This window comes from Sanguibacter hominis ATCC BAA-789, from assembly GCF_012396185.1.
Taxonomy (GTDB): domain Bacteria; phylum Actinomycetota; class Actinomycetes; order Actinomycetales; family Cellulomonadaceae; genus Flavimobilis; species Flavimobilis hominis.
In genome coordinates this window covers 127,494-139,949 of record NZ_JAAXOW010000001.1, presented here as the reverse complement: position 1 = coordinate 139,949, position 12,456 = coordinate 127,494, and the positions used below count along the sequence as shown (strand labels likewise).

The 12,456-nt window shown below is 71.8% G+C and carries 11 protein-coding genes; 8 read left to right on the top strand and 3 right to left on the bottom strand.

Annotation, left to right across the window (positions count from 1 at the left end; translation table 11 throughout):
* Positions 1 to 33 precede the first annotated feature (33 nt).
* On the top strand, positions 34 to 1,797 hold the full coding sequence (locus HF995_RS00640) for a proline--tRNA ligase (RefSeq protein ID WP_210727040.1): 1,764 nt from the start codon (positions 34 to 36) through the stop codon (positions 1,795 to 1,797).
* Between the two features lie 57 nt (positions 1,798 to 1,854).
* On the opposite strand, the gene HF995_RS00635 is transcribed toward HF995_RS00640, so the two are convergent.
* From HF995_RS00635 to HF995_RS00625, 3 genes are read right to left on the bottom strand one after another with little or no spacing between them, the layout of a single operon-like run.
* Positions 1,855 to 2,700 carry an ABC transporter permease gene (locus HF995_RS00635; protein ID WP_168445917.1) on the bottom strand — a complete coding sequence of 282 codons (846 nt, stop codon included), beginning with the start codon at positions 2,698 to 2,700 and terminating at the stop codon, positions 1,855 to 1,857.
* Entirely contained in the window at positions 2,697 to 3,632 is a 936-nt protein-coding gene (locus tag HF995_RS00630) for an ABC transporter ATP-binding protein (RefSeq protein ID WP_168445916.1), read from the bottom strand. Before HF995_RS00630 ends, HF995_RS00635 begins: the two co-directional genes overlap by 4 nt.
* A gap of 52 nt (positions 3,633 to 3,684) precedes the next feature.
* Positions 3,685 to 4,767, bottom strand: a complete 1,083-nt coding sequence (locus HF995_RS00625; protein ID WP_168445915.1) for a ferritin-like domain-containing protein — start codon at positions 4,765 to 4,767, stop codon at positions 3,685 to 3,687.
* Positions 4,768 to 4,917: 150 nt separating this feature from the next.
* Between HF995_RS00625 and rimP the strand changes: the two genes are divergently transcribed.
* The 7 genes from rimP (at position 4,918) to HF995_RS00590 (ending at position 12,411) form a co-directional block, all read left to right on the top strand.
* The gene (gene rimP / locus HF995_RS00620; RefSeq protein WP_168445914.1) at positions 4,918 to 5,433 is read left to right on the top strand and encodes a ribosome maturation factor RimP; all 516 of its coding nucleotides are present in this window, start codon (positions 4,918 to 4,920) and stop codon (positions 5,431 to 5,433) included.
* Between the two features lies 1 nt (position 5,434).
* Positions 5,435 to 6,475, top strand: a complete 1,041-nt coding sequence (gene nusA / locus HF995_RS00615) for a transcription termination factor NusA (RefSeq protein WP_168445913.1) — start codon at positions 5,435 to 5,437, stop codon at positions 6,473 to 6,475.
* Positions 6,435 to 6,935 carry a YlxR family protein gene (locus HF995_RS14000; protein ID WP_350308673.1) on the top strand — a complete coding sequence of 167 codons (501 nt, stop codon included), beginning with the start codon at positions 6,435 to 6,437 and terminating at the stop codon, positions 6,933 to 6,935. The genes nusA and HF995_RS14000 overlap by 41 nt, the downstream gene beginning before the upstream one ends.
* 71 nt (positions 6,936 to 7,006) lie before the next feature.
* Positions 7,007 to 9,766: a translation initiation factor IF-2 gene (gene infB, locus HF995_RS00605; protein ID WP_168445912.1), complete on the top strand. Its 2,760-nt coding sequence runs from the start codon at positions 7,007 to 7,009 to the stop codon at positions 9,764 to 9,766.
* Between the two features lie 87 nt (positions 9,767 to 9,853).
* Positions 9,854 to 10,291, top strand: coding sequence for a 30S ribosome-binding factor RbfA (gene rbfA, locus HF995_RS00600; protein WP_168445911.1), 438 nt, complete (start codon positions 9,854 to 9,856; stop codon positions 10,289 to 10,291).
* Positions 10,292 to 10,423: 132 nt separating this feature from the next.
* Positions 10,424 to 11,449, top strand: a complete 1,026-nt coding sequence (truB, locus tag HF995_RS00595; protein WP_168445910.1) for a tRNA pseudouridine(55) synthase TruB — start codon at positions 10,424 to 10,426, stop codon at positions 11,447 to 11,449.
* 2 nt (positions 11,450 to 11,451) lie between these two features.
* The gene (locus tag HF995_RS00590; RefSeq protein WP_168445909.1) at positions 11,452 to 12,411 is read left to right on the top strand and encodes a bifunctional riboflavin kinase/FAD synthetase; all 960 of its coding nucleotides are present in this window, start codon (positions 11,452 to 11,454) and stop codon (positions 12,409 to 12,411) included.
* Positions 12,412 to 12,456 lie beyond the last annotated feature (45 nt).

Here is a 12,456-nt window from a genome sequence, read left to right as displayed (position 1 = left end):
GCCAGTCGGTACGCTTGCCCTGTGCTTCTGCGAATGAGTCAGCTCTTTGTCCGGACCCTGCGAGAGGACCCCGCCGACGCGGAGGTCGCCAGCCACCGCCTGCTGGTGCGCGCCGGGTACATCCGTCGCGCCGCCCCTGGTATCTACACGTGGCTGCCGCTCGGCCTGCGCGTCCTCGCCAAGGTCGAGGCGGTCGTCCGCGAGGAGATGCTCGCGGCTGGCGCCCAGGAGGTCCACTTCCCGGCGCTCCTGCCGCGCGAGCCCTACGAGGCGACGGGCCGCTGGACCGAGTACGGTCCCAACCTGTTCCGCCTCAAGGACCGCAAGGACGCCGACTACCTGCTCGCGCCGACGCACGAGGAGATGTTCACGCTCCTGGTCAAGGACCTGTACTCGTCGTACAAGGACCTGCCGCTGACGCTCTTCCAGATCCAGACCAAGTACCGCGACGAGGCGCGCCCTCGTGCTGGTCTGATCCGCGGCCGCGAGTTCATCATGAAGGACGCCTACTCGTTCGACATCGACGACGCGGGCCTCGAGGCGTCCTACCAGGCGCAGCGTGCGGCCTATGAGCGGATCTTCACGCGCCTCGGCCTCGAGTACGTCATCGTCGCGGCCACCGCCGGGGCCATGGGCGGCTCCCGCTCGGAGGAGTTCCTGTCGCCGAGCCCGATCGGGGAGGACACGTTCGTCCGCTCGGCGGGCGGGTATGCGGCCAACGTCGAGGCTGTCGTGACCCCCGTCCCGGACGCGCTGCCGTTCGACGACGCGCCGGCTGCGCACGTCGAGGCCACGCCCGGCACGCCGACGATCGAGTCGCTCGTCGCGTTCGCCAACGCGAACCACCCGCGCTCGGACGGCCGTGAGTGGACGGCGGCGGACACTCTCAAGAACGTCGTGCTGTCGCTCACGCACCCGGACGGTTCGAAGGAGCTCGTCGTCGTCGGTCTGCCCGGCGACCGTGAGGTCGACATGAAGCGTCTCGAGGCGTCGCTCGCGCCCGCTGAGGCCGAGCCTGCCGGCGAGGCCGAGTTCGCGAAGCACCCCGAGCTCGTCAAGGGCTACATCGGCCCGCAGGCGGTCGGCCGCGCCAACACGGGCGACGAGGAGGGCGTGCGCTACCTGCTCGACCCGCGCGTCGTCGCCGGTACACGCTGGATCACCGGCGCGAACGTGGCCGACGCGCACGTGTTCGACCTGGTCGCCGGCCGCGACTTCGTCGGCGACGGCACGATCGAGGCCGCCGAGGTGCGCGCGGGCGACCCCGCACCTGACGGCTCGGGCCCGCTCGAGCTCGCGCGCGGCATCGAGATCGGCCACATCTTCCAGCTCGGCCGCAAGTACGCGGACTCGCTCGGCCTCAAGGTGCTCGACGTCAACGGCAAGCAGGTCACCGTGACGATGGGTTCGTACGGCGTCGGCGTGACGCGCGCGCTCGCGGCGCTCGCTGAGGCGAACCACGATGACTCGGGCCTCACGTGGCCCGCCCACGTCGCACCCGCGCACGTGCACGTCGTCGCGACCGGAAAGGACGAGGCCGTGTTCGCTGCGGCGGAGAAGGTCGCGACGGAGCTCTCGGCGCGCGGCGTCGAGGTCCTGTACGACGACCGCCCCAAGGTCTCGCCCGGCGTGAAGTTCGCCGACGCCGAGCTCCTCGGAGTGCCCCTCATCGTCGTCGTCGGTCGCGGACTCGCGGACGGGGTGATCGAGGTGCGCGAGCGTACGAGCACCGAGCGCATCCAGGTCGCCGTGGACGACGTCGTCGCGCACGTGGAGGGGATCGTCAGCACCTTCTGAGACGTGGGACCGGCCGACGGCCGCAGGCGCGAGAGCGTGCCTGCGGCCGTCGGCGCGTCAGGACCGTTCGCGCTGCAGCTCGCGCCGGTAGCCCCACACGGTGACGACCGTGCAGACGAGACCCCACACGAGGACGACGGCGACGTGCTGCCACGCGCTGCCGGACAGCTCCGCACCGAAGCGGCGCACGTCGTCGGCGGGTGCCATCGCTCGCCAGGCGAGCTGGCCGAAGTGGAAGGTCGGCAGCCACGGCGCGACCCCCTGGAGCACGTCGGGGAGTTGGCTCGGCGGGAAGAAGAACCCCGAGAGGAACGACAGCGGCAGGAAGACGAGGTTGACGATCGTCGAGGCCGCTCGCGGTCGCGCCCAGTAGGCGATCGCCGCGCCCATCGGCGAGAACACGACGGTGCCCAGGAGCAGCACGCCGACCGTCGCCGCGAGGCGCCCCGGAGCGAAGGCCGCATCGCCTGCGAACGTCGCGAGGAGCGCCGTCGCGATCGCGATGAGGAGCGTGAACACGAGGTTCACGGCGAGCTTGCCGGCGAAGTAGACGCTCATCGGCATGGGAGTGGCACGCAGTCGGCGCAGCCACCCCGCCTCGCGCTCGGCCGCGAGCTCCGCGCCGAACGAGAACAACGACTGCGACACGACGCCGTAGCAGGAGAAGGACACGAACAGCAGCGCGACGACGGTCGTGCCGCCGGGCAGCGTCGTGCCCGCGTTGGGCAGGCCGAACATCGCGAACAGGATGACAGGCAGCACGACGACGCCGATGAAGTACTCGGGCAGCCGCCGGTAGCGGGTGACCTCGGACGCGACCTGGGCGGCGAGCCGGGGGAGACGCCCGCCGCTCGGGAGCGCCTCGGGGCTCGGTACGCGGGCGAGGTGCTGGTCGGTGCTCACGCGGTGACCTCCGGCTGCTCGGGCTGGCTGGTGAGATGGAGGAACGCCGTCGTGAGGCTCGCCTCGGTCACGAGGAGGTCGACGACGGTCGCGTCGCACGCGAGGAGTGCGCGCAGCGGCGCGACGGCGTCGCTCACGTGGAGCACCACGGGCCGCAGCCCGTCGGGGCCCGGTTCCTCGATGGTCGCGCTGCGGACTCCGGGGAGGCCGTGCAGCGCGTCCGGCGTGGCGTCGGTGCGCATCGTGACCGTCGTCGCGGCGACGAGCCGCTTGAGCTCGGTGGGGCTCGCGTCCGCGATCACCAGCCCGTGGTCGATCACGACGACCCGGTCGGCCTCGTCGGCCTCGTTCATGTCGTGCGTCGAGAACACGATCGTCCGGCCCAGGTCGGCGAACGCGCGGACGTAGGACCAGAACCGCTGCCGCGCGACGACGTCGAGAGCAGCCGTCGGTTCGTCGAGGTACAGGATGTCCGGGTCGCCGACGATCGCGAGCGCGAACGAGAGCCGCTGCCGCTGCCCGCCGGAGAGCTGGTTGACACGCTTGCCCGCATGCTCGACGAGGTCGGCCCGCTCGAGCACGAACGGCGTCGGCAGGTGCATCGGGTAGTACGTGCCGACGAGCGTGATCATCTCGGCGACCGTGAGCGAGGCCGGGGCGTCCGTGTCCTGGAGCATCGCACCGACGCGGGCGCGCACGTCAGCGGACTCGGGATCGGCGCCGAGGACGTGGACCGTGCCAGACGTCGGCCGGCGCAGGCCGAGGAGCATCTCGATCGTCGTCGTCTTGCCGGCGCCGTTAGGGCCGAGGACCGCGACGACCTCGCCGCGACGGATGGTCAGGTCGATGCCGTCGACAGCGACGACCTCCCCGAACGTGCGTCTCAGAGCGCGCGCCTCGATCACGGGCAGGGCGGGTGCGGGAGCTGTCATGACGCCACGCTATCGAGTGCGGGCGCCGGGGTGGTGCAGGTGCGGCCGCAGATCAGCTGGCGGGCAGCCGCTCGGGAAGGCCGGGGAACGCGACAGGTGCCGCACCCCAGGTCAGCGCCGCCCCGTAGGTGTCCGTGAGCAAGTCGAGCATCGCTGTGCGCTGCTCGGGCGCGACCTGCGACACCAGGGTCGCGTAGCTCGCGGCGAGGTTCGTCTCGAGCGTGTGGACGCCCGTGGTGTCGGCGGGGTCGGCGAGGAGCCCGTCGGGCAGCGCGTAGGCGATCTGGCGCGGGTCCTGCGCGGTGCCGTCCACCTCAGCGAGACGCGCCCACGCCTCCGCGCGCTCGCGGTGCTGAGCCGCCCGGGTGCGTGCGGCGACCCGCTCGGCCTCGCTCGTCCGGGCCGCGAGCACCTCGTACGTGTAGCCTGCGGCGTCCTCGGCTGCGACGAGGGGGACCAGGTCCGCGTCCACGCCGTCGGGGAGCGTGTCGGGAACCTGGGCCGACACGGGGGCATCGATCTCTGGGAGCGTGTCGCCGCCGGCAGCGGCGAGGGACTGGGCGCGGGTGAGCTGCGCGACGGCGACGGACGCCATGAGCCGCGCGACGGCGTCGTCCTCCTGGGTCGTCAGCGCGCCGCGGGCGCGGGCGTACGACTGCACGAGCCGGTCCACCGTCTGTTGGGTGCCGGGTTCCGCGACCGCCGGGGTCGGCTCAGCGGGGAGGGGGACGCCGTCGGCGTCCAGGAGCCCGGAGACGTACTGTCCGCCGAGCGCTGCGAGGTGCGCGCCGGCGTCGTCCAGGACGGCTTGCAGCGACTCGCGCTGTCCGTCGGTCGTGCGCTTCGCGTCGCCCTTCGCGTCGGCGGGCAGGGCCGCGATCGTCGCGCGGGCCTGCGCCTCGACGTCCACGACGTCCTGGACGGCCGCGCGCCGCGCGGCCTCGACCGCGTCCGGCACCGGCTGCGTCGGGGAGGGCGTCTCCATGCGGACCCCGCAGCCTGTGAGCATCGCCACCACGGCGGCGGCCGCGGTGAGCCGACGCACCTGACCGCCGAGCGGGCCGCGGTGGGCGCGTCCCCGCGACGTCACGACGACGGTCGGGGCGGCGGGGGGCAGGAGCGGGTGCGGTTCCATCGCTGCCGATCATGCCACGCGCGATGAGCGTCACCAGGTCACGGCATGCCGCACCCCTGCGGTGCCGATAGGCTGTGCCTGCTGCGCGTACAAGTACACACCGGTCGTCACCAGGTGCAGATGTGCGCCTGGATCCGACAGGAGATGAAGATGGCACCAGAGGCCGAGACACCGACGCCGACAGCGGTGGCGAGCGTGATCGCCCCGGTCGTGCGCGCGAGCGGGCTGTTCCTCGAGGACGTCACGATCGTGGGACCGGCGCAGCGCGCCGTCGTCCGCGTGACCGTGGACCTCGAGGAGAACGAGGTGGGGAGCGTCGAGCTCGAGCGTGTCGCCGAGGTTTCCCGCGCCGTCTCCGACGCGCTCGACGCGTCCGACCTGTTCCCGCGCGCCTACCAGCTCGAGGTCTCGAGCCCGGGCACGTCGCGGCCGCTGACCGAGCCTCGGCACTTCCGTCGGGCGCGGACGCGTCTCGTGCGGATCGAGTGCACCGAGGGGCAGCCCGTCGTCGGTCGCGTGACCGACGTGGACGGTGACGACGTGGTCCTCGACGTCGAGGGTGACGAGGTGCGCGTTCCGCTCGCGACCGTGCGTCGCGGACGCATCGAGGTCGAGATGAAGCGGATCGACGAGGTCGATCTCGGACCCGAGGACGAGGAGGCCTGACATGGACATCGACATGACCGCGCTGCGGATGCTCGAGCACGAGCGCGAGCTCCCGCTGGACCTGCTCATCGAGGCCATCGAGCAGGCGCTGCACTCGGCGTACCTGCGCACACCTGACGCGCACCACAGCGCCCGCGTCGTCGTGGACCGCAAGTCCGGCCACGTCACGGTGCTCGCTCGCGAGGAGATCCTCACCGAGGTCCAGCAGGAGGACGGCACGACCCGGACCCTGCGTGAGCTCGGCCCCGAGTTCGACCACACGCCCGCGGGTTTCGGCCGGATCGCGACTGCGACCGCGCGCCAGGTCATCGTGCAGCGTCTGCGCGACGCCGAGGACGACCAGGTGCTCGGTACGTTCCGGGACAAGGAGGGTGAGCTGCTCGGCGGCATCATCCAGCAGGGACGCGACCCGCGGGTCGTCCTGGTCGACGTCGGAGGGACCGAGGCGGTCCTCCCCGCCCACGAGCAGGTCCCCACCGAGAAGTACGTGCACGGCGAGCGTCTGCGCTCGTACGTGCTCGAGGTCGCTCGCGGCCTCAAGGGTCCGCAGATCACGCTGAGCCGGACTCACCCCAACCTCGTGCGTCGCCTCTTCGAGATGGAGGTTCCCGAGGTCGCCGACGGGACCGTCGAGATCGTCGCGCTCGCCCGCGAGGCCGGGCACCGCACGAAGATGGCCGTCCGCGCGACGGTCCCGGGTGTCAACGCGAAGGGCGCGTGCATCGGCCCGATGGGGCAGCGCGTGCGCGCTGTCATGGCGGAGCTGCACGGCGAGAAGATCGACATCGTGGACTTCCACGAGGATCCCGCGACGTTCGTCGCGAACGCCCTGTCGCCCTCGCGCGTGTCGTCCGTCGAGATCGTCGACGAGGCTACGCGGTCGGCTCGTGTCGTCGTCCCGGACTTCCAGCTGTCGCTCGCGATCGGCAAGGAAGGTCAGAACGCCCGCCTGGCAGCGAAGCTCACGGGATGGCGCATCGACATCCGTTCCGACGGCGGCGGTGACGGTGCGCCTGCGCCCGAGACTGGACAGGGGCGCTAGACTGGACCCCGTGCAGACGCACACCGGGCCTGCCGTGCCCTCCCTCTATGACCGTGACGGGTCGCAGACTGGGCAGGACCATGCCCCCGGACCTGTCCGGACGTGCGTCGGTTGCCGTGGCACCGGGGAGCGTGCCGAGCTGGTCAGGTTGGTGCGCGAGCGCACCGGTCCGGCCCAGCCGGACCTCGGTCACGGGGCGGTCCCGGTCGTCGTCGACGAGCGGAAGCGCCTCCCAGGCCGCGGCGCGTGGATCCACCCGGACCTGCGCTGCCTGGAGCTCGCGGAACGACGGCGGGCACCTGCACGAGCGCTCCGCCTGGACGGCCCAGCCGATCTCACGGCGGTGCGCAGCTGGATGAAAGAGCACGAAGGACGCGACGGGCAGCTCCCTGCTGCCGGGCGTCACGAGTCTGGACAGTCACCAAGGAAAGCGGGTCAGACGCCGATGGGCACCCGATGAGTACTCAGCGATGAGCCCCCAGAACTAAATCGGTCCCTCCCTGTCCGGGGATGGGCCTGGACAGGAGAGAAGTGGCAAAGATCCGCGTGTACGAGCTCGCCAAGGAGCTCGGTGTGGAGAGCAAGACCATCATGAGCAAGCTGGGCGAGCTCGGTGAGTTCGTCCGGTCGGCTTCATCGACCATCGAGCCGCCGGTCGTCCGGAAGCTCCGCGACGCCTTCCCGGCGAACGCCGAGGCGCCGGCGGCTGCCAAGCCCGCCCGTGCCCCGAAGGCGCCCGCTCGCCCGGCTGCGCCTGCTGAGAAGGCCGCTGAGCCCGCTGCGGAGGCACCCGCCCCCGCTGCTCCGGCTCCGGCCGCGCCGGCGGCTCCCGCCGTGCCTGCCGAGGCGGCGCCGAGCGCCAAGCCCGCAGCCCCGACGCCTGCCCCTCAGGCGCCGTCGGCGAGCGGTCCGCGTCCGGGCAACAACCCGTTCGCCCCGAGCCAGGGCATGCCGCGTTCGAGCGGACCCCGCCCAGGCAACAACCCGTTCGCACCCAGCCAGGGCATGCCCCGTGCTGGTGCGCGTCCTGACGCCCAGGCGGCGCCGTCGGGCGAGCGGTCCGGCGGTCCCCGTCCGGGCGCTCCGCGTCCCGGTGCTCCGCGTCCGGGCGCGCCGCGTCCTGGTGGCGGTCCCCGTCCTAACCCCGGCATGATGCCTGGCCGTACGTCGGTCGGTCGCCCGGCGCCCGGTGGTGCTGGCGGTCGTCCCGGTGGCGCTGGTGGCGGCGGCGGTCGTGGCGGCTTCAGCCGTCCCGGCGGTGGCGGCGCTCCCGGTGGTGGCCCCGCTGGTGGTGGCGGCGGCTTTGCCGGTCGTCCCGGTGGTGGCGGCCGCCCGGGTGGTGCCGGTCGCGGCAGCACCCAGGGTGCGTTCGGTCGTGCTGGAGGGCGCCCCGTCCGCGGGCGCAAGTCGAAGCGGGCGAAGCGCCAGGAGTTCGAGCAGATGCAGGCGCCGTCGCTCGGCGGCGTGCAGGTGCCCCGCGGCACCGGAAGCTCGGTCATCCGGCTGCGCCACGGCTCGTCGCTGAACGACTTCGCCGACAAGATCGACGCGAACCCGGCGTCGCTCGTCACGGTGCTGTTCCACCTCGGTGAGATGGCGACCGCGACGCAGTCGCTCGACGAGGACACGTTCGCGACCCTCGGTGCCGAGCTCGGCTACGTCATCGAGATGGTCTCGGCCGAGGAGGAGGACCGCGAGCTGCTCGGGGCCTTCGACATCGACCTCGAGGGCGAGCTCGCCGACGAGTCCGAGGAGGACCTGCAGGCCCGTCCGCCGGTCGTCACGGTCATGGGTCACGTCGACCACGGAAAGACGCGTCTTCTCGACGCGATCCGTCGCACAGACGTCGTGTCGGGCGAGGCTGGTGGCATCACGCAGCACATCGGTGCCTACCAGGTGCGTCACATGCACGACGGTGTCGACCGCGCGCTGACCTTCATCGACACCCCGGGTCACGAGGCCTTCACGGCCATGCGTGCTCGTGGTGCCGAGGTCACCGACATCGCGATCCTCGTGGTCGCGGCGGACGACGGCGTGATGCCGCAGACGGTCGAGGCGCTCAACCACGCCCAGGCTGCCGGTGTGCCGATCGTCGTCGCGGTCAACAAGATCGACAAGGAGTCGGCGAACCCGGCGAAGATCCGTCAGCAGCTCACCGAGTACAACCTGGTGGCCGAGGAGTACGGCGGCGACACGATGTTCGTCGACGTCTCCGCCCGTCAGAACCTCAACATCGACGAGCTGCTCGGCGCGGTCCTCCTCACGGCGGACGCGGCGCTCGACCTGCGGGCCAACCCGGACAAGGACGCGCGTGGTGTCGCGATCGAGGCGAACCTCGACAAGGGTCGCGGTGCGGTGGCGACCGTCCTCGTCCAGCAGGGCACGCTCCGCGTCGGCGACTCGATCGTCGCGGGCACGGCCCACGGCCGTGTGCGTGCGATGTTCGACGAGCACGGCAACGCTGTCGACGCCGCTGGTCCGGCGCGTCCGGTCCAGGTCCTCGGCCTGACGTCGGTGCCGCGCGCCGGCGACTCGTTCCTCGTGGCGCCCGACGACCGCACGGCTCGTCAGATCGCCGAGAAGCGCGAGGCGGCCGAGCGTGCCGCGACGCTCGCCAAGCGTCGCAAGCGCATCAGCCTCGAGGACTTCACGCAGGCTCTCGAGCAGGGCAAGGTCGAGACGCTCAACCTCGTCATCAAGGGTGACGTCTCCGGTGCAGTCGAGGCCCTCGAGGACTCGCTGCTCAAGATCGACGTGGGCGACGAGGTCCAGCTGCGCGTCATCCACCGCGGTGTCGGTGCGATCACGCAGAACGACGTCAACCTCGCGACGGTCGACAACGCCGTCATCATCGGCTTCAACGTCAAGACCGCAGAGCGGGTCGCCGACATGGCGGACCGCGAGGGTGTGGACATCAAGTTCTACTCGGTGATCTACCAGGCGATCGACGACGTCGAGGCTGCGATGAAGGGCATGCTCAAGCCGGAGTACGAAGAGGTCCAGCTCGGTACCGCCGAGATCCGCGAGATCTTCCGTTCCTCCAAGTTCGGCAACATCGCGGGCACGATCGTGCGGTCGGGTCTCATCCGCCGCAACGCGAAGGCTCGCGTGCTGCGCGACGGCGTCGTCGTCGGGGACAACCTCACGATCGAGTCGCTCAAGCGGTTCAAGGACGACGCGACCGAGGTCCGCGAGGGCTTCGAGTGCGGTATCGGCCTCGGGTCGTTCAACGACCTCCAGGTCGAGGACGTCATCGAGACGTGGGAGATGCGCGAGAAGCCGCGCTCCTGACGCACGTGACGCCGGGAGGGTCGGACCGACGGTCCGGCCCTCCCGGCGTCCCATCCCAGACATCACCACCAGAACAGGAGCGACGACATGGTGGATCACCCCCGGGCCCTCAAGGTGGCTGACCGCATCAAGGTCGTGGTCGCGCAGATGCTCGAGACGCGGATCAAGGACCCGCGCCTCGGCTTCGTGACGATCACCGACGTGCGCGTGACCGGCGACCTTCAGAACGCCTCGATCTTCTACACGGTGCTCGGCGACCAGGAGGCGCAGGCGGACACCGCCAAGGCGCTCGAGAGCGCCAAGGGCATCATCCGCAGCGAGGTCGGCAAGCAGACGGGCATCCGCCTGACGCCGACGATCGAGTTCATCCTCGACGCGGTCCCCGAGACCGCGGCGCTGCTCGACTCGGCTCTGCTCGAGGCGCGTCGTCGTGACGCGGAGCTCGAGAAGGTGCGTCGCGAGGCGACATTCGCCGGCGACGCCGACCCGTACAAGAAGCCTCGTGCCGAGGACGACGACGCCTGAGCGACGTCGTCGCACGCAGAGGGTCGGACCGCGGCATGCGGGTCCGACCCTCTCGTGCGTGACGGACCACCCCGTGGACGGTCCTCGGTTCGCGGCGTCGGCGCAGCCGCGCCGCTGATAACGTTGAGACCCGTGACCCCCAGCCCCCAGCGCCGTCCGGACACCCGGACCTGGCCTCCCGCGCCCGACGGCATCCTCGTCGTCGACAAGCCCTTCGGCTGGACGAGCCACGACGTCGTCGCGAAGGTCCGCTACCTGGCCCGCACGCGCAAGGTCGGGCACGCGGGCACGCTCGACCCGATGGCGACAGGCGTCCTGGTCATCGGCATCGGCAGGGCCACCCGGCTGCTGACGTACGTCGTCGGCGCCGACAAGGAGTACCGCGCGACGATCCGCCTCGGTGAGACGACGACGACGGACGACGCGCAGGGCGAGCCCGTCGACGCGGTCGACGCGTCGGGCGTGACGCAGGACGTGGTGAGTGCTGGCGTCGCACGGCTCACGGGCGACATCTTGCAGGTCCCGAGCACGGTCTCCGCGATCAAGGTCGACGGCAAGCGCGCCTACGCTCTGGCCCGGTCGGGGGAGAGCGTCGTGCTCGACGCCCGCCCGGTGACGGTCTCGCGCTTCGACGTGGTTGAGCTGCGCCGGGTCGACGTCGACGGGCGCGTCGTGCTCGACGTGGACGTCGTCGTCGTGTGCTCGTCGGGGACGTACGTGCGAGCCCTGGCACGCGACCTCGGTGCGGACCTGGGTGTGGGCGGGCACCTCACGGCGCTGCGCCGCACGCGCGTCGGCGGGTACAAGGTCGAGCAGGCTCCGACCGTCGACGACCTGGTCGACGCGGCCCAGGAGCGGGACGAGCCTCTTCCCGTGCTGCCGCTCGCACGGGCGGCGCGCGCGATCATGGCGGCACGCGACCTGACCGGCGCCGAGGTGGTCGAGCTGCTGCACGGCCGACGGATCGCCCGTCAGGGCGAGGATGCTGGGGGGCCCGTCGCGGCGATCGCGCCCGACGGGGCGCTCGTCGCCGTCGTCGAGGTCGCGGGCGAGCGTCTGCAGCCGCTCGCGGTTCTCGGCACCCTCGAGGACCTTGCCGCCAGGACCGCTGGTGGGCCCGAGCCGGACCGTGCGGGCACGACCCGCGGGCAGGAGTAGCCGTGCAGGTCTGGAACGGGTTGACGGAGGTCCCCGGTGACCTCGGCCCGACGGTCGTCACGATCGGGAACTTCGACGGCGTCCACCGGGGGCATGCGGAGGTGCTGCGGAGCGTCGTCGACCAGGCACGCGAGCGCGGCCTGACGTCGGTCGCGGTGACGTTCGTGCCGCACCCGCGCGCCGTGCACCAGCCTGAGCACGCGCCCGAGCTGCTCACGAGCCCGGCACAGCGGCTCGAGCTGCTCGCAGGGCTGGGCCTCGACGCGGTCCTCGTGATCGACTACACGCTCGACTTCGCGCGGCAGTCGCCGCAGGAGTTCGTCGAGTCGTGCTTCGTGCGGGGCCTGCGCGCTGCACGTGTCGTGGTGGGGCACGACGTCCGGTTCGGGTGGGGGAACTCGGGGACGCTCGCGACGCTCGCGGAGCTCGGGGCGCAGCACGGCTTCGAGGTCGTCGCGATCGAGGACCTGGGCCTGGGCGGCGGGCGCTGGTCGTCGACGAGCGCACGCAACCTGCTCGTCGACGGTGACGTCGCGCGTGCAGCGCAGGTGCTCGGGCGCAACCACCGGGTGCGCTCGACGGTCGTCCACGGTGACGCGCGGGGCCGGACGATCGGGTATCCGACCGCGAACCTCGGGTGGCCGATCGAGGGTCACGTCCCGGCGGACGGCGTGTATGCGGGGCGGCTGCGCCGCGACGCTGCGCCCGAGGGCACCCCGGTCGAGGACCTCGTGCTGCCGGCGGCGATCTCGATCGGCACGAATCCGACGTTCGCCGGTGTGGAGCGTCGGGTCGAGGCCTACGTCCTGGACCGGACGGACCTCGACCTGTACGGCGAGGTCGTCGAGCTCGAGCTTGTCGAGCACCTGCGGCCGACGTTGCGCTTCGACTCGGTCGAGGCGCTGGTCGCGCGCATGGCCGAGGACGTCGACCGGTGCCGCGAGGTGCTCGCGCACCGCTGACCTGGAAGGACGCGGCCCGGGCTGTCGAGAGGCCGCGCGTGCCGC